Annotated in this window: 23 protein-coding genes and 1 riboswitch; of the genes, 9 read left to right on the top strand and 14 right to left on the bottom strand. The window is 41.0% G+C overall.

Going from position 1 to position 21487, the window contains the following annotated elements; translation table 11 throughout:
• Window positions 1–8: 8 nt before the first annotated feature.
• From AC4E92_RS06895 to AC4E92_RS06875, 5 genes are read right to left on the bottom strand one after another with little or no spacing between them, the layout of a single operon-like run.
• Window positions 9–962, bottom strand: a complete 954-nt coding sequence (locus tag AC4E92_RS06895) for an ABC transporter permease (RefSeq protein WP_490239860.1) — start codon at window positions 960–962, stop codon at window positions 9–11.
• Window positions 959–1999 (bottom strand): ABC transporter permease, encoded by a 1041-nt coding sequence (locus AC4E92_RS06890; RefSeq protein ID WP_490239859.1) that lies wholly within the window; start codon window positions 1997–1999, stop codon window positions 959–961. Before AC4E92_RS06890 ends, AC4E92_RS06895 begins: the two co-directional genes overlap by 4 nt.
• 3 nt (window positions 2000–2002) lie before the next feature.
• Window positions 2003–3529: an ABC transporter ATP-binding protein gene (locus AC4E92_RS06885; protein ID WP_490239858.1), complete on the bottom strand. Its 1527-nt coding sequence runs from the start codon at window positions 3527–3529 to the stop codon at window positions 2003–2005.
• Window positions 3530–3573: 44 nt separating this feature from the next.
• Window positions 3574–4656, bottom strand: a complete 1083-nt coding sequence (locus AC4E92_RS06880) for a BMP family lipoprotein (protein ID WP_490239857.1) — start codon at window positions 4654–4656, stop codon at window positions 3574–3576.
• A complete protein-coding gene (locus tag AC4E92_RS06875) occupies window positions 4653–6578 on the bottom strand; it encodes a hypothetical protein (protein WP_490239856.1) in 1926 nt (641 codons plus the stop codon). Before AC4E92_RS06875 ends, AC4E92_RS06880 begins: the two co-directional genes overlap by 4 nt.
• A 368-nt stretch (window positions 6579–6946) precedes the next feature.
• Here AC4E92_RS06875 and AC4E92_RS06870 point away from each other — a divergent pair, with 368 nt between their 5' ends.
• The 3 genes from AC4E92_RS06870 to AC4E92_RS06860 all read left to right on the top strand — a co-directional run bounded on the left by AC4E92_RS06870 (window position 6947) and on the right by AC4E92_RS06860 (window position 8339).
• A complete protein-coding gene (locus tag AC4E92_RS06870; protein WP_490239855.1) occupies window positions 6947–7705 on the top strand; it encodes an AfsR/SARP family transcriptional regulator in 759 nt (252 codons plus the stop codon).
• Between the two features lie 33 nt (window positions 7706–7738).
• On the top strand, window positions 7739–7921 hold the full coding sequence (locus AC4E92_RS06865) for a hypothetical protein (RefSeq protein WP_490239854.1): 183 nt from the start codon (window positions 7739–7741) through the stop codon (window positions 7919–7921).
• A 106-nt stretch (window positions 7922–8027) separates the two neighbouring features.
• Complete coding sequence (locus tag AC4E92_RS06860) at window positions 8028–8339, top strand: cyclic di-GMP-binding domain-containing protein, MshE-related (RefSeq protein WP_490239853.1); 312 nt, start codon at window positions 8028–8030, stop codon at window positions 8337–8339.
• A 4-nt stretch (window positions 8340–8343) separates the two neighbouring features.
• Here AC4E92_RS06860 and AC4E92_RS06855 read toward each other — a convergent pair whose 3' ends face one another.
• The 9 genes from AC4E92_RS06855 to AC4E92_RS06815 all read right to left on the bottom strand — a co-directional run bounded on the left by AC4E92_RS06855 (window position 8344) and on the right by AC4E92_RS06815 (window position 16237).
• Window positions 8344–9120 (bottom strand): ABC transporter ATP-binding protein, encoded by a 777-nt coding sequence (locus AC4E92_RS06855; RefSeq protein ID WP_490239852.1) that lies wholly within the window; start codon window positions 9118–9120, stop codon window positions 8344–8346.
• Complete coding sequence (locus AC4E92_RS06850; RefSeq protein ID WP_490239851.1) at window positions 9113–10099, bottom strand: FecCD family ABC transporter permease; 987 nt, start codon at window positions 10097–10099, stop codon at window positions 9113–9115. The genes AC4E92_RS06855 and AC4E92_RS06850 overlap by 8 nt, the downstream gene beginning before the upstream one ends.
• 2 nt (window positions 10100–10101) lie before the next feature.
• Complete coding sequence (locus tag AC4E92_RS06845; RefSeq protein ID WP_490239850.1) at window positions 10102–11001, bottom strand: ABC transporter substrate-binding protein; 900 nt, start codon at window positions 10999–11001, stop codon at window positions 10102–10104.
• Window positions 11002–11054: 53 nt separating this feature from the next.
• Window positions 11055–11233, bottom strand: a riboswitch (cobalamin riboswitch).
• Complete coding sequence (locus AC4E92_RS06840; RefSeq protein WP_490239849.1) at window positions 11232–12485, bottom strand: hypothetical protein; 1254 nt, start codon at window positions 12483–12485, stop codon at window positions 11232–11234. (Overlaps the previous riboswitch by 2 nt.)
• 29 nt (window positions 12486–12514) lie before the next feature.
• On the bottom strand, window positions 12515–13555 hold the full coding sequence (locus tag AC4E92_RS06835) for a DUF362 domain-containing protein (protein ID WP_490239848.1): 1041 nt from the start codon (window positions 13553–13555) through the stop codon (window positions 12515–12517).
• 9 nt (window positions 13556–13564) lie between these two features.
• The gene (locus AC4E92_RS06830) at window positions 13565–13918 is read right to left on the bottom strand and encodes an EamA family transporter (protein ID WP_490239847.1); all 354 of its coding nucleotides are present in this window, start codon (window positions 13916–13918) and stop codon (window positions 13565–13567) included.
• Window positions 13915–14775, bottom strand: a complete 861-nt coding sequence (locus AC4E92_RS06825) for a decaprenyl-phosphate phosphoribosyltransferase (RefSeq protein ID WP_490239846.1) — start codon at window positions 14773–14775, stop codon at window positions 13915–13917. Before AC4E92_RS06825 ends, AC4E92_RS06830 begins: the two co-directional genes overlap by 4 nt.
• 89 nt (window positions 14776–14864) lie before the next feature.
• Window positions 14865–15968: an ABC transporter ATP-binding protein gene (locus AC4E92_RS06820; RefSeq protein WP_490239845.1), complete on the bottom strand. Its 1104-nt coding sequence runs from the start codon at window positions 15966–15968 to the stop codon at window positions 14865–14867.
• 2 nt (window positions 15969–15970) lie between these two features.
• Entirely contained in the window at window positions 15971–16237 is a 267-nt protein-coding gene (locus AC4E92_RS06815) for a type II toxin-antitoxin system Phd/YefM family antitoxin (RefSeq protein ID WP_490239844.1), read from the bottom strand.
• A gap of 109 nt (window positions 16238–16346) precedes the next feature.
• On the opposite strand from AC4E92_RS06815, the gene ftcD reads away from it, so the two are divergent.
• The 6 genes from ftcD (at window position 16347) to era (ending at window position 21483) form a co-directional block, all read left to right on the top strand.
• Window positions 16347–17267, top strand: coding sequence for a glutamate formimidoyltransferase (gene ftcD, locus AC4E92_RS06810; protein WP_490239843.1), 921 nt, complete (start codon window positions 16347–16349; stop codon window positions 17265–17267).
• A 68-nt stretch (window positions 17268–17335) separates the two neighbouring features.
• The gene (gene hutI, locus AC4E92_RS06805) at window positions 17336–18463 is read left to right on the top strand and encodes an imidazolonepropionase (protein ID WP_490239842.1); all 1128 of its coding nucleotides are present in this window, start codon (window positions 17336–17338) and stop codon (window positions 18461–18463) included.
• Entirely contained in the window at window positions 18453–18911 is a 459-nt protein-coding gene (locus AC4E92_RS06800; RefSeq protein WP_490239841.1) for a 23S rRNA (pseudouridine(1915)-N(3))-methyltransferase RlmH, read from the top strand. The genes hutI and AC4E92_RS06800 overlap by 11 nt, the downstream gene beginning before the upstream one ends.
• Window positions 18912–18926: 15 nt before the next feature.
• Window positions 18927–20213: a hemolysin family protein gene (locus AC4E92_RS06795; protein ID WP_490239840.1), complete on the top strand. Its 1287-nt coding sequence runs from the start codon at window positions 18927–18929 to the stop codon at window positions 20211–20213.
• The gene (locus AC4E92_RS06790) at window positions 20203–20586 is read left to right on the top strand and encodes a cytidine deaminase (protein ID WP_490239894.1); all 384 of its coding nucleotides are present in this window, start codon (window positions 20203–20205) and stop codon (window positions 20584–20586) included. Before AC4E92_RS06795 ends, AC4E92_RS06790 begins: the two co-directional genes overlap by 11 nt.
• 6 nt (window positions 20587–20592) lie before the next feature.
• Complete coding sequence (gene era, locus AC4E92_RS06785; protein ID WP_490239839.1) at window positions 20593–21483, top strand: GTPase Era; 891 nt, start codon at window positions 20593–20595, stop codon at window positions 21481–21483.
• Window positions 21484–21487 lie beyond the last annotated feature (4 nt).

The following is a 21487-nucleotide window of genomic DNA, read 5'->3' as shown; positions in this document are numbered from 1 at the left end:
CTATCACCTCATTTCTCGTAAGGTACACCATCTGCTGCAGGTGGTCTGGTTTTACCTATGAATCCGGCTATGACGATCAGTGTTACGATAAACGGGAACATGTTGAACAAAGGCTTACTTGAAGAAGCCACGTGCAATACTGGACTGCTCTGCAACTGATTGGCAAATGCCTCGGAAAAGCCAAACAGCAAACTTGCCCACATTGCTCCTATGGGATTCCAGTTTCCCAGGATCATAGCTGCCAGAGCTATGAATCCACGTCCACCCGTCATCAATTCTCTGAAATTACCGACCTCTCCAACACTCAAAAAAGCTCCACCCAGAGATGCCATGATACCGCTCATCAAAACTCCAAAATACCTTATCATGTAGACATTTACGCCGAGCGTATCAGCCGCTTCTGGATTCTCACCGACCGCCCTCATTCTCAAGCCCAGTTTTGTCTTGTATATGATGAACCATGCTATCGCAACGCATCCAAAAGCAAGGTATATCATCGGGCTTAACTCACCTATGGACTGTGCAAGAAAATCGTTTTTCATCAAAAAAGGTATGCGCAGCTCGGGAATCTTTCCCACGATATCAGTTTGCCCCGGTCTGCCAAAGATGGGTTCCATTAGAAAGCCTGTTACACCCTGAGCAAGGAGTATCAACGCTGTACCAGAGACAATCTGATTTCCTCTCCATTTTATACTCGCCCAGGCATGCAGCCAAGCCATGCCAAGTCCGACAATCATGGCAAACAGAACGCCAATCCATGGATTTCCTGTAATTGAGGTGAAGACAATAGACACAAAAGCCCCCATCAACATGATTCCCTCAAGGGCTATATTCACGACACCAGTTATTTCACTAAAAACACCGCCAAGCGAAGCGAAAATAAATGGTGTTGCAGCTGTCAGTGTTAGTTTGTAAAAAGCCGGATTTGTAAAAATCTCCCAAATCGCGGTAAGAACTCTCATGAGGCTTTCACCTTCTTTTTTCTTATCAACATCGTTCTCACAATTCTATCTGCTGCGACTAAGAAAATAATGATCGCCTGAACGATCAAAATGATGTGCTTTGGTACTCCCACAAATTGCATCTCGTTCGATCCTGTTCTCAACGAACCCATCAACAGTGCTGCAAAGATTATCCCTATGGGATTGTTTTGCCCTATCAGCGCAATTGAGATTCCATCGAATCCCTTACCACCCGATAGCGTACCGAGAAATCTGTGATGAACTCCCATGACTTCCAAGGTACCCGCAAGACCGGCAAGTGCGCCACTTATTGCCATTGCGAGTACGATGTTCTGTGAAATTTTGATTCCACCGTACTCAGCCGCGTACGGGTTGAACCCCGTCCCTTTGAGTTCATAACCTTTTGTCGTTTTTTCAAGCAATATGTAAATCGCTATCGCCGCAATAACTGCAACGACGATCCCTGAAGTTAATTCCGTTGCCTGTACAGTCATCAGCGGTGGAAGTTTCGCTGAATTGGCTATTTCAGGGCTTTTTGGAGTTCCAAAGCCAACCCCCATAGGCACAGTTACAACATAACTCGACAAGTACTCCGCTATCCAGTTCAGCATGATTGTCGTAACAACTTCATGTGCACCCGTCTTCGCCTTTAAAAAACCAGCTATAGCAGCATAACCAGCTCCAGCAGCCATCCCAACTACCATTGTGAGAGGTATTGCAAAAACTGAAGGCATCCAGGCTATGTTTATTGCAAAGGCTGTTGCAATCATCGCGCCCATAACCATTTGACCTTCTGCACCTATGTTGAAAAGTCCTGCTCTGAATCCAAAACCGACGGCAAGCCCAGTCAGAATCAAAGGTGTGGTTTTGATGATCACTGAAGCTATTGCCAGTTTCGATCCAAATGCACCTTTAAACAGTGCAGTATAGGCGACTATCGGGTTCTGACCAATTAGAAGGATGACAACAGAAGATATCAAAAGCGCTATTATCACAGAAAAAATCGGTACCGCAAAAGCCCAGAATTTGCTGTTCAATCTCTACACCCTCCTGAGTTCTTCGAGTTTGTGACCAGCCATCATCAAACCTATTTCCTCGATAGTTACCTGCTGTGGATCAACTTCTCCCATGATTTGCCCGTTGTACATAACGGCTATTCTATCACTCAGAGAGATGATCTCGTCCAGTTCCATGGACACGAGAAGCACAGCCACTCCACTATCCCGCAGCCCTATCAGGGCTCTGTGTATGAATTCCGTTGCACCAATGTCAAGGCCACGCGTTGGCTGAGAGACGACTATCAGCTTTGGTTGCGCACTTATTTCTCGAGCAACGACCAGCTTTTGTTGATTTCCACCGGAAAAATTCATTCCCAGCATCTTGATATTGTTCGGTCTCACGTCGAACTGTGAGAAAACCTTTGCGGTAAACTCTTGAATTTTTTTGTGATCAAGAAAATCCCCTTTCGCAAATGGTGGTACGTAGTGCCTGCCAAGGATCATATTGTAATAGGCCGGATACTGTAGGATCAAACCGTACTTATGTCTATCTTCAGGGATATGGGTCATACCCCTTTCGCGCAGTTCTCTCACCGTTTTACCGGTCACATCCTCACCCATCAAGAATATCCTGCCCTTTTCAGGCTTTCTCAGACCGGTTAAAGCCTCTATCAGTTCAGATTGACCGTTCCCAGCCACACCAGCTATTCCATATATCTCGCCTTTTCTGACCTGAAAACTCACTCCCCTTACAGCATCCAGTTTTCTGTAGTCTTTCACCCACAGATTCTCGACTTTGAGTACAACATCAGATGGATTTGCTGGTGATTTTTGAACGCTGAACACTATGTCTCTTCCCACCATGAGTCTGGCTATCTCTCTCACATTTGTCTCGTTTTTGTTCAGAACGCCTGTTACTTTACCCTGTCTCATAACTGTGATCCTGTCGCTTATTTCCATGACTTCATTCAATTTATGTGAAATGAATATTATGGTCTTTCCATTTTCTTTGAGTTTTTTAAGGATTGAAAACAACTCCTGGGTTTCCTGTGGAGTGAGAACGGCTGTTGGTTCATCTAATATGAGAATTTCGGCGCCTCTGTAGAGTGTTTTAATAATTTCAACACGCTGCTGCATACCTACGGGTAGTCCTTCTATCTTCGCCGTTGGATCAACCTGCAGCCCATAAGATTTCGATAGCTGTTCAACTTCTCTCTGTGCTTTTTTCAGGTCAAAGATGATTCCTCTGGTTGTTTCAGAACCAAGGACGACATTCTCGGCTACGGTGAGGTTGTTAACCAGCATGAAATGTTGATGCACCATGCCTATTCCCTTTGCTATAGCATCTCGGGGTCCTTTGAAATTGACCTTCTGCCCGAATATCCTTATTTCACCCGAGTCTTGCTTCAATAAGCCATATAGTTGATTCATCAGCGTGGTTTTACCGGCACCATTTTCACCGACTATTGAATGTATCTCTCCTTTGAAAATAGTTATATCCACATGATCATTGGCAAGTACCCCTGGAAATTGCTTAACTATCTGAATCATTTCAACGGCTTTTTCCACAGCGAATCCTCCAAATTCAAAGGGGGCATGAAGCCCCCTGAGTTTTAGAATGGAAAAGTTATTGAAGGAACCTGGAAAGCCTTCAAACCGTCTTCGGTATCTGGTATAGTGAGTTTTCCATCTTTTATCAATTTTGTAAGGTATTCAAGCTCTGCTATAACTGAGTTTGGTATCATGCCTTTGGTGTACTTCATCGGGCTTACACCCGCACCATTTTCTTTTACACCCAGTACTTTCAATCCACCTTCGAAAGTCCCTTCCCAGGCGGCTTTTACACCGTAATACGCTGCTGAAGAGATGCCTTTGGTTGCACTGCACAGCACAACACCGGGAGCCATATAATCCTGATCGACATCAACACCGATTGCGAAGTAGCCTTTCTTGTTTTTCATGTAATAGTCGATTATATCTACGAGCTTGTCGGAGCCAACAAGAGCAACCATTTTCTCTTTTGCAGCCTCTATTCCACCGTTACCGCAGGCACCTGCCGCCAAAAAGACTATGTCCGCACCCTGTGCATACTGAGCCAGCGTGAGGTCTTTACCTTTCTTTGGATCTTCAAAGTCGTTGGTGTATCCTCTCAGAACCTCGACTTTTTTCTTGTGCAAAGTGGAGTAGATCTTTGCACCAGTTTCAAAACCATAGCGGAACCTCTCAACTGGTGGAATGGGAATACCACCGACAAAACCTATCTTACCTGTCGCAGTCATTGCAGCACCGATGTAACCGGCATAGAATCCTGCCTGCTCTTCTTTAAAGATATAGCAGACAACATTTGGCAGTGATTGCCCTTCAGGTGGTGTGATATCTATTCCGACAAAATACGTGTTGGGAAATTGTTTGGCGACTTTGAAAAGGGCATCGGTCATCATAAAACCAACTGCAAAAACTACATCAGCCTGCTGAGCAGCTTTTGTGAGGTTTGGAATGTAATCAGCCTGCTCATAAGACTGTATGACCTGTGCTTCTGCGCCAATTTCCTTTGCGGCAATCAGTGCACCTTCCCAGGTTCCATCGTTGAAGGATTTGTCGCCCAAACCACCAATGTCAGTGACCATGATCACCTTGAAACCCAGTGCGAAAACTACAGCCGCCACCAGCAAAATAGCTACTAACACCTTTCTCATAAAACTTTTTCCCCCTTTCTGAGAAGTTTATACAGATTGATGAAAACAGGTACTACCGCAATAATAAATATACCAGGATTAATCCACCCTGATACACTGACTTTCAAAACTGGTATACCCTGCTCGACAAAGACCATAAGATCTTTCATGGATAGCCATTTGAAGATTGCAGAACCTGCCAGAATCACAGATGGTACCAGCGATGTTTTGCTGTTGAAAATCATCATGCACATGAACACAACCATGATACCCAGAGCTATCGAAGCCGAAGTTTTTTCTCTGTTTACAGGTATATCAGGTTTTGTGCTCTGTATATTGCTGTATGCATCAAATGGAATTCTTTTCAATAAACTTGACAGAATGGGATATTTGACTGTGAACAGGTCTCTTAGATAAGCTGAAAAATCATCTCTAAGGTATTTTGCCGAGAACGTCATGACCTTATCTACATAACCGTAGAACTTTTTGTAGGTCGATTCGAAATTCGACTTTCTACTTTTTTCATCAAGAAGGTAAGACTGAAGATCCTTTGATGGTCCTGAGAACAACTTGATTCTCTGATCGAAATTGTCGCTGTTGAAAAAGTCAAGTGAATAGGAAAAATCGATATACGATGGTAGAATACTAATCTGTTCAAAGGCTTTCAGTTTCTGTGCACTATTGAGCACGTCTACAAACTCTGTCAATACCTTTTTTGTCTCATCCATACTCACATAGAGTGTCGAGGACATCGAACGGGCAAAATAAGAGATTTTTGAAAGTTCGTCCTGGAAAAGTTCTCTTTTAAGCGCGCTGTAGTAGATAGATTCTTTCAATTGACCAAAATTGTCCATTGAAAGGGAATCGCAATTATAAACAAATGGCATCAAAAAGACAGCCACAATCGCACACAAAAAGATTAATTCCAAAAATCCCTTTTTCTTCAAATTCTTTCTGATTAATAGAAAGACTGCAAACAAAAAACCAATAACCGCGAAAAGACCGTAGAACAACGATTCAGATGGTGAAAGAAAATCAAAAAGATAAATTAGATAGAAAACTTCAAAACTCATCACAGCAGAAAGAGTTACCATCATCAACTTTCGATACTTCAACGCAATAGCTATTGCAAAAGCATAGACAACAAACCTAATCCACCAGATATTGCTGTTCTTTGGCGTAATGGCTATTACTTTTTGAGCTATCTGAGACTGAAAGGTTGTAACAGGTTTTGAAATATCTCTGGCTAAAAATGCCGCCTCTCTGTTTATATGAGCCGATGCACGGCTTGGATCTTTTGTCACGTTTTCAACAACTCTTTTTACAGCATCTTTAAGTGTTTGCTGAACAGATGGGTCAGAATAAAACAGGCTCAAATCTTTTAAATGTGCCAGATTTTCTGGTGGTTGAAAAACATAATCTACCTGTAGATGTTCTAATTGCTCTACGTCAACAGGTGGTTTTTGTTCACAGAGCCCTATCTGGTAACTTATAATCCATGCAAAGAATGTGCGTGCTTCTTTGCTCAAAAGATCCCTGTATGAACTGAAAAATTTCACAAAACCGTTGTTTTTCATCACAATGTCTGTGGTCAGTTTGGTTCTATTCATGCGTGCTACAAGATAAGAAAGAAATAAGCTGTATGCCAACTGTTCATCTTCACTACTGGCTTGGGCAACATCATAAATCGATCCCAGATAATCTCCAACATCAGGCATTGCTTCACGTTTGTCAGCAGATCCAGCTACTAAAAGTCTGTAATATCTGTATAAAGAGAGATTATTCAATTCTTTCTCTACAAGAGATAGAAATGGGTGAGAAAAGTCCCCTTGAATGTATTGGTTCACCAGTTGTGTGTAAATGTTCAGCGAATTTTGCATATCGAGTGCAAAAACTTGGACCATCAGAAACACCAAAAGTATAAACACGTATTTTTTCATCAACTTTCAGCGCAGCCAACTCCATCTTATACAAGATGGAAAAATGCGCTCTTTCCTCCTCCCTGTTTTGTGTATCACAAATATAATACACGAAACATCTAAGTACATGCAAATCACAAACTCAATGTCAGATGAAAACTGTCTTTGACAGTAATCCACATTCAGTACCTTTACAGCATAAATTTTTGTCACGCTGACGTGACAAAAATTGTCAATGACATAGCAGGTCATAGTGAATCTTTTGTTCAATCAGATTATATATTAAAACCATAGAATGAGTGGGTTGATCTCAGAGACTATGGATTTGTTATATCAAATTAAATAATCTAAATCCATGATCTATGATAAAATTATTACATGGTGATGATATGTTGAAAATTTTAACTCTCAACAGTTTTTCAATCTACAATGAAAACGAAAAATTGGATTTGACTAAGATCAAATCCCGTAAAGCGCGGGACCTGCTCAGATATTTTGTTGTATTCAGGCGTAAAAATATATCAGACGAGATACTGTGCGAGATTTTCTGGCAGGATATGGAAGAAAAGTACGCAAAGATGAATCTACAGAGCACAGTTCATATGCTGAGAGCCTTTCTTGGCAAAGACCTTATCACATTCCAGAATGGGAATTATTGTTTTGATCCTTCTGGAGTAGTGCAGTGCGATGCAGATGAGTTTGAAAATCTCATAAAGCTATCCAGATCAACAAATGATTCTACCAGCAAAAAATCATTTCTTGAGAAAGCGGTGGCAATGTACAAAGGTGATTTCATGGTTGAAAATTTGTATGAAGACTGGACTATACAGTTTAGAGAATACTACAAAGATCTTTATGTACAAGCCCTGATAGACTTGGCACAGATATTCATCCAAGAAAATGATTTTGCAAGTTCTATAGAAGTACTTAGAAAAGCGCTGATTAATGATCCATTCAACGAAACGGCGGCATTTATGCTCATGAAAGTGTACTTGAAGAAGGGGTGTCCTTCTGAAGCTGTAAAGGTGTACAGAAAATTTTCTGAGATTTTAAACAAGGAACTTCAAATCAAACCGTCAAAAGAAATGACCCAGTTGTATGATTGCATAATCAAAGGCGATCTGGAGAATCGATGGATTGTTGTCATATAAAGCAAACTGTGCCATTCGAAAAAAGAAAAGGTAATGCAACAGCTAAAGCAGGTGATTCGTGAAAGCGATCATATTCAGGTACTTTCCGATGACAAGATTGGTGTATTGATCAATGGAATTGCCGAAGAAACCGCCCAGAACATCTACCAGAGAATCAAAGCTATTTTAAATGGTTCTACCGACGAAATAAAAGTGTTTTTGAGAAAGGCACGTTAAAAAAGATATTTTCAATGTATTTTCAGGATTTATTAAATAGATTTTCAGGATAGTATGCCACAATTGCCATGTCGTATAAATATCTGAATTCTCAGGTGGGGATCAAATGGCTTACAAATTCAGGTGTCTCAATTGCGGGGAGATAACTTATTCGGCAGCTCCGTTGGAATACCAGAAAAACAAGAATTGCCAGAAGTGTGGTGGCAAAGTCATACAAATTTATCCACCGATGCGCCTGGGTGAAATTTTAGTACAGTTAGATGCGATTACTCAGGATGAACTAAACGAAGCACTTAACATTCAAAAGCGTATGCTCACAAGAGCAACCATAGGAAAGATACTCCTTCGTTTACAGCTCGTGAATCAAATGGATCTGGAGAGAGCTCTGAAAATACAGCAAGAAATGTTTAGCCGATAGATCACTAATAAACAACTACAGGACGTTTTGTTTCTGGGTTTGTGATTATCGAAGCCTTGACACCATAAATTATTTCAAGATTACTGGTGTTAATCACCTGTTCGGGTTTGCCACAGAAGATTATCTTTCCGTCTTTCATTAAAACTAATCTGTTGCACAATTCAGCAGCCACATTTATATCGTGGAAAGCGGCGACCAGGATTTTGCCATCCTGATGCAGGTTTTTCAGAAGATCTTTTATTTTCACCACATGACCGGGGTCCAGATGTGCAGTTGGTTCGTCTAAGAGCAGAATAGGTGTATCCTGTGCCAGTATTCTGGCGATAGCCACTCTTTTCTGTTCACCTGTGCTGAGATTGTAAAATAATCTATCAACGAATTTGGCACAGCCTACTTTATCAAGTGCGTTTTTAACAATTTCAACATCTTCTTTTGTCCATGATGAGAAAAAACCCCTTGAGTAAGGTAATCTCCCAGTCAAAACGATCTGATTCACTGTGTAATTGTAAACCGGTGCAAAATCCTGTGTAACAAATCCGACCATTTTTGCTAACTGTTTCCTTCTGATCTTAGACGGATCTTTCCCGCCTATTCTGACCAATCCACTTGAGACTGGTAGAAGCCCGGCTATTATCTTGAGCAGTGTTGTTTTTCCACATCCATTTGGACCGAGTAATGCCACAAAATCGCCTTTGTTTATTTGCAGACTGACTTTGTCTATTGCAAACTGATTCCTGTTACTGTAACGGAAACTCACATCTTTGAGAACAATTTCAGCCACTGGCACCACCTCTTTTCATGAGAAAAAACATCACCGGTGCACCAACAAAGGCTGTTATTACGCCAATTGGTATCTCAGAAGGTCTTATTAAAGATCTTGCTAAGGTGTCACATATACAAAGCAATATTCCACCTGTCAGAGCACTTGAAACAATCAAAATTCTGTGATCAGGTCCGAACAACCTGCGTGCCATGTGCGGTGTTATCAACCCGATAAATCCAATCACTCCACAGACTGAAACGATCATGGCTGTAGTAAAGCTTCCTGCTGAATAGATGAGGATCTTTACGAACTCAACGTTAACTCCAGAAATCTTTGCCTGGTTCTCACCAAGAGATATGGCATTTAGCTGCTGTGACAAGCCTGTGGAAACCATGACAAAACCAACAACACTCAGTAAAGGCAGTGGTAAATCTTTCCACGTAATACCTGACAGAGTTCCAAAAAGCCATACGTAGGCATGTGTGATATTTTTCCTCAAAAGCATCATGATCATAATAGTGGCAGAGTTGAACAAAATACTGACCAGTACACCACTGAGTATGAGCTCGGTTATCGGCGTTACGCCGTTTCTTCTGCCCAGAATTACGGTCATGGAAGCAGCTAAAATTGCAAAACCAAAACTCAGTATGGACATTTTGTGCAACAGATTTAAGCCAAACACATCTACCAGCAGCAGAGAAAGAACTGCTCCAAAAGAGGCGCCAGATGATACTCCAAGAAGGTATGGATCAACAAGTGGATTTCTTAAAAGACCCTGAAAGACGCTTCCCACGGTGGCTAAACCAGCACCGGTTATCACAGACATAATCACTCTCGGCAGTCTTATATTCCAGATTATGTGCTGCCAGTTGCTTTTTCTCAAGAATATAGATTTTAGGACCTCAGTGAATGGTATCTTAGTTCCTCCAAAGCCTGCGCAGAGTATTATCGTGCTGATTAGCAAAAGACCCACCGAAAGAAAGCGCCATTTTTTCAATTCTATTTACCTCCATAGAAATCGTTGTAGAATTTTTCAACAAAACTTATTAGCTGTGGTACTGCAAGTGACAAAAGATTTCCATCATAAACGTATATTCTGTTTTTCTTGACTGCGTTGATGTTTTTGAATAAAGAGTTTTGTAGTAGTTTCTGTTTGACCTGTTCTTCCGCGCCTGGAACGTAATTTGCTACGATGATTACATCAGGATTTTGAGCAGCTATAAATTCAATGGAAACAGTTAACCACCCATTTGCTCCGGTGTATGGGGCTGCTATATTCACACCGCCGGCGAGTGTTATGATGTCGTTTAAATATGAACCCTGCCCGCAAGTCCAGATATCGCGAATTTCAGGACCGGGCACATCGAGTAAATACACCACTTTAACTCTATTTTCCAGAGGAATTGTATATGCCTTCTTGGCTATGGAAATGTAGAAATTGTTGAGTTGAGCGGCTAATTTTCTTGCTTCATCGGCTTTATCAAACACAATACCAACCAGCACAAGATCGTTGATTATCTGCTGCACCGTGTTGGGATTTAGAACGATCGTTGTGATCTTCTGCTCATCGAGTTTTGAAACCTCTGGCAGTTGAAACCCTCCAGACAAAAAAACGATATCTGGTTTCAAGCTCAGTATCTTTTCGATGTTCAGTGGGACCATATCTCCTATTTTCTCTGCTTGAAAATCATCCCATTTTGTCACCCCGACTATTTTGCTTTCAACACCAAGGTACTCAAGGAATTTCGTCGCCAAAGGTGCCGCACTGACTACTCTGTGTGGCTGAGATGTGATTGTGACCAATCTGCCTGCATCATCAACAACGGTGATTGGATAGGCAAGTGCTAATACAGAGACAGCTACCATCAAAACAATTAAAAAGTTCCTCAAACTTCTCATTTGGATACCTCCTTTGCAAAATTTTTCACCACCTTCTTGGTTTCGAAGAAAGTGGTGATGTCGATCAAAGGGCAGGTCTCCCGACTCCTGGATCATCCTACTCCCCACGCCTTCCCAGCTTTCCGCCAGTGGCTTTTGTGGGTTTCGTCCCCAGTTACGGTGGCGTCCCCGTGCCGGATTTTCACCGGCTTCCCTTTTAAACCTTCCTGGTACCCTCTGACGCCTCTTATTTACTTTTCGTTTGTATTATACAACGATTTTATCCCGATCCAAAACACCGGGAAGAGATATGCCATGACTGGCAAGAACAGACGAACTTCTCTGGTCAGCGCTACTGTTGCATTCAGAGCAAAGAATGGTATTACCCAGATCCATGTCTTTTTGTAAAATTCAATTTCTCTCAATTTTTGTATGAAAATCAATGGTAACGCAAAAAATATCATTGGGTAAATCCATGCCCAAGGATCATGAAGGTTATCTTTTATCCTGATCAATGGCGTGTAATAAACAGCATTCGGGAATATTACCTTCGCCAGAAGATAGGTCATCATAATAGGGAAAACTGACACAGAAATGACTTTGAGCAACTTGCTCTTATTCCACGGGAAGCTATACAGACCATAGATAACAGCAACAAAGAATGCGTGATCTGTTCTCATAAAAGACTGAATTACCACAAGCAAGAAAATACTCCACCACGGTTTTTCTTTATAAATGAGCATTACTCCAAGAATAAACAGCAACAGTGAAAGATGAAACTCTTGCTGTAGAAAATCACCGTAACTGAACGCCAAAAATATGGAATAAGCAAACATGGAAAGATAAGAAATAAATTCACTGCAAAAGGTTCTCATCCATGAATACAAGAGCAACAGCACAAAAGCCGTAGCGAAGAAACGCATAGTGGCATATCCATAAATGACTCTGTTCAAGTCGCTCTTATCGTCGAAAATTTGTGTGACATCGTATGGAAGCTGTTTAAATAATTCACTTACAAATTTGAAAGGATCTTGAAACCAATCTTTCCAGCCCAGACTGTTTACAACATTCAACAAAACGTTTGTCATCACTACGTTATCAGTGGTTTCTAACAATCTCTCCTTTAGGAAATTTTCAATGTCATTCGCAAGCTTCTTTCGATCTTGCTCGGGAAAGTACGAATCCAGATTCAGCTTATTGTCAAGTACGGCATTTGGGTTATTATCAAAGCCCGCCCATCTTTTAGCAGTGAGATATGGACTACAGTACCAGCGCACTGGTACGTGTTTAAATAATTTTTCAACCAACCAGTATGACAAGAGTCTGTACTGATTTGGAGCAGGTCCTTTGCCTTCCACATATATATTGTGCGAATAATAAAAAAAGAAACGTCCTGCCACACTAAAAACATTTTCAACCAGCCAGAATCCAATCGACGTTACAAAATAAGAAAGCACAAAAGCGGTCAGTACCAGGACAATGATTTTCTTCGATATTTTACCCACAATCTTCCCTCCAAATGAACTTGTTTCTTTCACTTTTCAAAGATTTTTTTGCCCTTCACATTCCACCAGAATTTATCGTGGTAAATCTCTGAAGCCAGAACAAAGATGTAAACTAAGGGTGTTCTGAAAAACAGTTTCTGCAATCTTTTCAAAGGACCAAACCACAGAAGATCGCCAACTCTGCTTGCCAGATTGTCTCCAACTGTGAATTTGTAGTTCAGTTCTGATATATCATATCCCACAATTTCTATGTTCTCAATCTTCCCGTTACCCAAGCCTTCTTCATCAGCCATCCTTATATAATCAATTTGCATCGGATCAAAACCCATGATTTTTGCCGCGACAGCGTCTATGGCAACCTGATCAGCACTCGCGAGAATCAGATCTGTTCTGACAGGTTTCAACGTTCTTGGACCGGGACCATTGCCTGCCGTGGTCCCATCCATGACGGCAAAAATACCGCTGTGAATTTCTTTCTGGATCTTGAGCAAATCGACGAGCGTTTCATGTATCCAGCTGTGCGCATAATGTCTTTTGGTGTTCAACAAACCACCAAAGGCATTTTTCATAGCACCGGTTGTCGTTGTATATATATGGCACTTCATAGTTGGAAGATGGACAATGTTTTTTCCAAAAAAATAATCGGGTAATCTGATGCCCTCTGGGAATATTTTGTCAAGTGCCCTCAGCTTTGATTTTGGTTTGTAGTCAATCCATTTCATGTCCTTTTCCTCGAAGTTGTACAGAACGGGTATTTCGTACTTTGAGTAAACAACATCGAATTTGTTGAGTTTTTCTCCATGCTTGGGTCGAGTGACAACTGTTTTGTTCTCGACTGCTACAATTTGCTGAAAGCCAAATCTCTTCAAAGCCTGTATGGTCCCTTCAAGTTGCCATGGTGTGGTATTTGCCGAAGGCATGGGAAGATGCCATGAGATATTGTCCTTAAGGATGGTTACACTGTTTTTATCGAGTGCTTTTTCTATCTCCGCCATCTGTATCAGTTTTGTATAATCCTCAACAACGCTCTCAGGCCGTGTTTTCAGCACTGCCACCTTTGATTTTTTCAAGTTATCACCTCACAGAGTTGAAACCATCCATATACCAATTGCTATTATCACTATTCCTGCGATCCTGTACACAGAAAAACTCTCTTTGAAGAGAATACTTGAAAGAATCGAAACAATCACAAAGACCGCACTGGTCATTATTGGATATGCAACGCTCAATTTTGCCTTGGTCAGGAGCATACTGTAAAAAACAAAACCAAGACCAAAGCAGAAAAGACCAAGCCATATATAGATATTCTTCAAATAGTGAATAAAAAGTTCAGGGAACTTCTCTTCACTGAAAGAAGAAGCACCCATTTTGACAAAAACATTGGCAAGTGCATTGGTAACTATCGCGATTGTTAATACGAGAAATTGCCTCATGAAACTTTTCCTCCAAGGTATATGATCAAAATCACGGTCAAAAACCACAGAAGAACTGACAGAATCATCCCCTTGTCTTTCAAGAGAACATCTGTGGGCTCACCTTCACCATTTTTCAAAAGCAAAAACATGTACCTGAATATACCATACACAACAAAAGGTATGGTGTAATACAATTTGTCCGTGTTGAATTGTTCAATTGTTCTTAAATCAAGTGTGTAAAGCGTGTACATAACCATAGCGGCTGTACCTGTTGAAATCATAACGTTGCCAAGAAGTTGTGTATCGTAGTACTTCAAAATTGCCCTGGTCTCAGAACCGTTGTTCTGTGAGAAAATGAGTTCTCCTCTTCGTTTTCCAAAACCAAGAAAAAGCGCAAGAAAGAAGGTGCTTGCAACGAGCCAGCCAGATGGCAGAGAAGATACCGCATAACTACCAGCGATCACTCTGAGTGCAAAACCAGCCGAGATACAAAAAACATCGATTAAAACCATGTTCTTACCCTTCATGGTGTAAAAGATATTCAGCAGTAGATAAGCACACAGGCAAACAAAGACCTGCCAGTTTATGAAAAATCCAAGCACAAATGAAACCAATATGAGAATACATGCAAAAAGCAAAGCTTGCCCTGGTTTTATCAGATTTGCTGCTATTGGTCTTTTTTTCTTAACAGGATGTAATCTATCAAGCGGCGCATCTTTGATGTCATTCAAAATATATATTGCACTTGAAAGAAAGCAAAAACTAATAAATGCCACAAATGAAGCATAGATGAACGACATCTGTGTAAATTTACCCGAGAACACTAAAGGTGCACCAACAAAAAGATTTTTCACCCAATGCTTTGGCCTGATCAATCTCAAAAACTCCAGAGTACAACCCCCTATGTGTGAGATTATACCAAAAAAATTGGGGGCAAAAGCCCCCAATAGTTGTAAAGACCGCTTTATATTATTGCCTGTTGTGTTTCTTTGTCAAAGATGTGTATCGTGTTCATATCCAAGACCAGATCGATCTTTTCTCCTTCCTTAGCCTTTGTTCTTGGATCAACGCGGGCAACTATAGAATTACTACCAGCGGTGACATGCAACAGGGTTTCACTGCCAAGAGGTTCTACCACATCAACGATTCCCTGGATGGTATTCTCTGGCTGTGGAGCCAGTGCAAATAGCTTATCAAAAATGTTCTCCGGTCTTATCCCGAACACAACCTGTTTTTCTATCCATTTTTCAAGCGTTGATTCGTGTTCCTTGACGACTTTTACTTTGAAACCAGAGGTCTTCACCCATATTCCACCGTGTTCAGCTACCAAAGTGGCATCGACAAAGTTCATAGCAGGGCTTCCTATGAATCCGGCGACGAACATGTTAGAAGGTTTGTTGTATATTTCATAAGGCGAGCCTATCTGTTGTATGACACCATCTTTCATAACAACGATTTTATCAGCCATTGTCATAGCTTCAACCTGATCGTGTGTGACATAGACTATCGTTGCTTCAAGACGATGGTGCAATTTTTTCAATTCACTTCTCATCTGCACTCTCAGCTTGGCATCTAAGTTGGACAGAGGCTCGTCAAACAGGAAAACCTTTGGATTTCTAACAATTGCCCTTCCCACTGCAACACGCTGTCTTTGACCGCCTGAGAGCTGTCTCGGCTTACGATCGAGCAACTCTTCAATACCGAGTATCTTTGCAGCTTCTCTAACCCTCTTATCGATCTCCGCTTTGGGGAACTTCCTCAGCTTCAAACCAAAAGCCATGTTTTCATAAACGGTCATGTGCGGATAAAGTGCGTAGTTCTGAAAAACCATCGCAATGTCCCTATCCTTTGGCTCGACATCGTTGACGACTTTCCCATCGATTCTGATCGTACCTGATGTGATTTCCTCAAGACCTGCGATCATTCTGAGAGTTGTGGTCTTCCCGCATCCTGAAGGTCCAAGCAGTACTACAAACTCCTTGTCGTTGATTGTGAAAGTTGCCTCTTTCACAGCAACTACTTTGTTCTCGTACACTTTTGTGACTTTCTCAAGATCTACCTGTGCCATCATTACACCTCCTCAATATCTTCCTCAATTAATTGCTGCTTATCTATTTCACCAAACCGCGATGGATCACCTATTTCAAGCAGGTACAAATCGTACAGATCATCGATTAACTTCGACATCTTTTTATATTTCTGATAATCGATTATCACAACACACGGTGTGCCGTTTTTTGTTATCAGAACATCACTTTTACGTGCTTTTTTGACAACCTCAGACAATTTTGCTTTTGCCTGTGCCAGGCTGTAGAATGTCTCGTTGTTTTTTGGCACAACAAAACCTCCTGACCATAATTATAGTCAAATTAACATTCGAAATCAAGTATCGAATCTATCAAATCACAGATGATATAATCAACATGTGAAAACAGGAGGTGGTCATGTGAAAATAATAGAGTCAGCACCGAATTTCAGTGAGGGCAGACGTGAAGAGATCGTCAGGGAGATAGTTGCTCAGGCGGAAAACGTAAAGGGTGTTTGGGTTCTTGACTGGTCGATGGACAGCGACCACAACAGATCAGTCGTCACACTCGTGGGCGATCCTGAACCTCTGTTGAACGTTCTTTTCAACATGACAAAGAAGGCTACAGAATTGATAGATATGAGAAACCACAAAGGAGAACATCCAAGAATGGGAGCAACCGATGTCATACCCTTAGTGCCTGTTATGGGGGCAGAGATGTCTGAGTGCGTTGAGTTGTCCAAAATCCTGGCAAAGAGGATAGGTGAAGAGTTGCAGATACCAGTCTTTTTATACGAAAAATCAGCAACAGCACCACACAGGGAAAATCTTTCAGAGATAAGGAAAGGTGAGTTTGAAGGGTTTTTTGAAAAAATAAAACAACCCATGTGGAAACCGGACTTTGGACCGGATCAGGTACATCCAACTGCTGGTGTTACAGCCGTAGGTGCAAGAGAATACCTGATAGCTTTCAACGTGAATCTGGGAACAACCAGAATAGACATAGCTGAAAAAATCGCTAAAGCCGTTAGACACATAAGTGGTGGATATCGTTATGTAAAGGCAATAGCTGTGGAATTGAAAGATAAAAATCTGGTGCAGGTTTCTATGAACATGACCAACTACAAGAAAAGTCCTCTGTTCAGAGTATTTGAAACTATCAAAAGAGAAGCCGAAAGATACGGTGTACCAGTAGTTGGAACAGAGATAATAGGCATGGTTCCGATGCAGGCGATGCTCGAAGTCGCGCAGTATTATCTACAACTGGATGACTTTGGAATCAACAGAATTATCGAAAATCGCGTCATGGAGATCTTGGCAAAAGAAGGTGCCCAGAAATAATGCAGATGGTTGTGCATGCAAAAAGGTTGTACACACCAATTGGGAACAGTCCTAAAAGAGGTTCTCAGATGTCTGAGGTTGAAAAGTATGAGAATGTGTTTATACATGTTGAAGATGGTAAGATAGTAGATCTTTCAGATCACGAACCTCGATCAACTGCATTTTTTCTACAAGCAGATCTTGTCGTTCCGGGTTTTGTGGATTGTCACACACATGTTCCATTTTACGGTTACAGAGAAAAAGACTTCTTGAAAAGAGTTTCCGGTTTGTCCTATTCACAGATACACAACTCTAAAGGAGGAATTTACGAATCTGTTTCAAAACTCAGAAAGGCAGAGATCAGCGAACTTGTTCGTTTTAATTTTCGATTTGTCAAATATTTTCTCAGAAAAGGTGTGACAACCATAGAATGTAAAACTGGATATGGACTTGACGAAGAAAACGAACTCAAACAGCTCAAAGTAATGGAAATCCTCAAAAAGATATCACCAGTTGATATAATTCCGACTTTCATGGGTGCCCATGCTGTTGCTATAGATTTCAACCAGCAAGATTATGTCGATTATTTGATAAAAATGTTTGATCTTGTAAAAACCAGATGTGATTTTGTTGATGTTTTTTGTGATGTCGGTGCTTTTGATATATACAACACAGAAAGATATCTCAAGGCAGCCAAAGAAAATGGGTTCAAAATCCGTATTCATGCAAACGAGCTGTCTAACATAGGCGCAGTGAAGCTCGCAATCCAGTTGAATGCAGTCTCTGCTGATCATTTGCTGAAGCTCGATGATGAAGACATTGAAATTCTTTCTCAGAGCAACACAATAGCTGTTTTGATGCCAACCACGAGTTTTTACTTGGGTGAAGTTTATGCTCCAGCCAGAAAACTGATAGACAGTGGAGCAATTGTGGCTCTGGCGAGTGATTTTAACCCCGGGTCAAGCCCTGTACTTGAACCATCACTTGTCATGAATATAGCTGTGAGATCTCTTGGAATGTCACCTTGGGAAGTTCTCACTGCTTATACGCTCAATTCTGCCTGTGTACTTGGTGTAGCAGACAGGTTGGGAACCATCGAAGTTGGTAAGGACGCCGATTTTGTGATTTACAAAGACGCAGATCTTGAAACTATAACGTATTTTGTGGGAATAATTCCGGAGTATACTGTGAAAAGGGGTCAGATCTTTGAAAATTGAAGTTATAGTGGTAGGCAAACTCAAGGACTATGCATATAAGGCGTGCAGCGAATATATGAAAATGTTAAGACCTTTCACACAAGTAGAACTTTTGCAATTGAAACACGCTAAAGCGACACAATTCAATGAAATTGCCCTGAAACAGGAAGCACAGGAGGTACTATCTCGTGTGAAGGAATCAGATTATGTAGTTTTACTGGACCAGAGTGGAGAAAATCTCGATTCAGTTTCTTTTGCAAAACATCTATCTCAATTGATGTTGAAAACATCGTCGATAGTCTTTGTCGTTGGAGGACCTTTCGGTGTTGACAGCACTCTGAAAAAAAGAGCAAATGAACTGCTTTCTCTTTCAAAAATGACTTTCACCCATCAACTTGCAGTTGTTGTGCTGTTTGAACAGCTTTTTAGGGCTTTTAAGATCATCCACGGTCAAAGGTATCATTATTGAGGAGGTGAGATCTAAGTGGATGATCCAGCGAGTAGTGTCTCGGTTTTTCTGTATCTGTTGTTCATCCTGATCTTGTTAATATTCTCTGCGATGTTTTCGGCATCTGAAACGGCTCTCACTTCGGTGAGTAGATTTAAACTCCTGAAAAGGGACGAAAAGGAGGGTATTCACAGAGTTAATCGGCTTTTAACAGCAACTCTGGTCATGAACAATTTTGTCAATCTTCTGCTTTCTTCTATTGCCACGCTTCTTCTTGTGCGATTGTTCAAAAATATGAACAGCGGAGCAATTGCCTTGCTTGGCACGATTTTTACAACAACGGTAGTTTTAATATTCGGAGAAATCACACCAAAGATTTATGCGCGTGAATATTCAGAGAAAGTTTACAGCCTGACAGAAAAATTCATAGTGTTTTTTGAGAGATTGCTCAGCCCCGTGATCAAGTTGCTGCTTTTTTTGAGCAATAAAATAGTCAAGATCTTTGGTGGTCAAGCCATGGAAGACGCTCCTTTTATTACCTCTGAAGATATCATCGAAGCTGTTAATCTTGGAAAAGAAGGTGGAACGATAGACCACCAGGAAGGTATGATCGTTGAAAGAACTTTTCAGATGAATGAAACAACCATCAAAGAAATCATGACTCCACGAGTTGATGTCGTTGCAGTGGAAGAAAACACATCGCTACTGGAGCTCATGGAAGTTGTCAATCGCGAGGGCTATTCCAGAATACCGGTTTATCGAGAAGACATAGACAACATCACTGGTGTTTGCTATGCAAAGGACGTAGTCGGATACATTCAACAAAATGGTGCACAAGAGCTCGGTGAGAAAAAAGTAAAGGAAATCATGAGAGAGCCCATATTTGTTCCTGAAACAATGAGGGTTGGTACACTGTTGAAGATTTTCAAAGAGAAAAAGATACACATAGCTATAGTTGTCGATGAATTTGGGGGAACGGCAGGCATTGTAACTTTAGAGGATATCTTAGAGGAATTGATCGGTGAGATAATGGATGAGTATGACTATGATGAAATCAGTGGAATCAAAAAGGTCAGTGAGAACAGCTATTTGATAAATGCCACAACGCCCATAAATGATCTTGAGCGTGAATTAAACATCCACTTTGAGGAAACAGAACACGAAACCTTGGCTGGATATCTTCTGGAACTGTTTCAGAGAATACCTTCAGTTGGCGAAGAAATAGATATCGGTCAATTTCACTTCAGAGTTGTTGCAGCAACCAAAAACAGAATCGAGCGTGTGCTGATGACTATCAAAAGGGGTGATCTTGCTGAAGAATGAAGAATTGATCAAAATGGCAATAGAATCGATGAATAAAGCCTATTCGCCTTATTCAGGTTTTCGCGTCGGAGCCGTTGTTGTCACAAAAAACGGAAAGATTTTCACAGGATGCAACATCGAAAACTCGTCTTACGGGTTAACTGTATGTGCCGAAAGAGTTGCGATCTTTTCAGCTATAGCCGCAGGTGAAAGAGAAATAGAGAAACTCGTCGTTGTGGCAGACACTCCTGAACCTGTCAGCCCATGCGGTGCATGCAGACAGGTAATGAGTGAGTTTGGGGATTTCCAGGTGATTTTAACAAATCTGAAGGGAAAATACATATCAACCACAGTCAGTGAGCTATTGCCATACGCTTTCAAGTTAAAGAGGTGAAATGGTTTGAAGTCTGGTTTTGTCACACTTGTAGGTAGACCAAACGTTGGTAAATCAAGTCTTGTAAATGCCTTTTTTGGTAAAAAAGTGCTCATCGTTTCAGAAAAACCGCAGACCACACGCAACAAAATCAGATGTATTTACACAGACAAAGAACACCAGATAATCTTCACAGACACACCAGGTATACACAAACCAATGCACAGACTTGGAGAGTTCATGGTGAAAGCCGCTGTTCAGGCAATGAAAGGCGTTGACCTTATATTATTCGTTGTAGATGCAACCAAGGGCTTTGGTGAACCAGAAAAAAGAATATGCGAACTGGTCAAACTTTCCAGGACCAGAACTTTTCTGGTCGTCAACAAAATAGATCTTTCAAGTGATTATGAGCTTGTAGCAAAAACGAGTATGAGTGAATGCAGTTGTCTTTCAAAGGTTTTCTTCACCAGTGTAGTCAAAAATGAAGGTATTGAAAATCTATTTGAAGCCATCAAAAATGAGATGCCCGAAGGTCCCATGTACTTTCCTCAGGATATGGTAACTGATCGTCCAATTTCATTTCAAATTGCAGAGATAATAAGAGAAAAGATACTTTTACTTACAAGAGAAGAGATACCGCATTGTGTAGCTGTCATAGTGGACAGTATGGAAAAGCGCCAGGATGATTTACTGTACATAGCAGCGACCATCTATGTAGAAAGAGATTCCCAAAAAGGAATAATCATAGGTAAAAATGCAAATATGCTCAAACAAATAGGAACTCTTTCCAGAATAGAGATAGAATCGATCTTGGGTTCAAAAGTTTACCTTGATCTTCACGTCAAGGTGAAGAAAAATTGGAGAGATAAGGATTTCATAATATTGAATGAAATCGGAATGAAAGACGACATAGAATAGGAGG

The sequence above is a fragment of the Pseudothermotoga sp. genome, from assembly GCF_031962025.1.
In the GTDB taxonomy this organism is placed as follows: Bacteria; Thermotogota; Thermotogae; order Thermotogales; family DSM-5069; genus Pseudothermotoga_B.
This window is presented reverse-complemented; position numbering and strand designations above follow the sequence as displayed.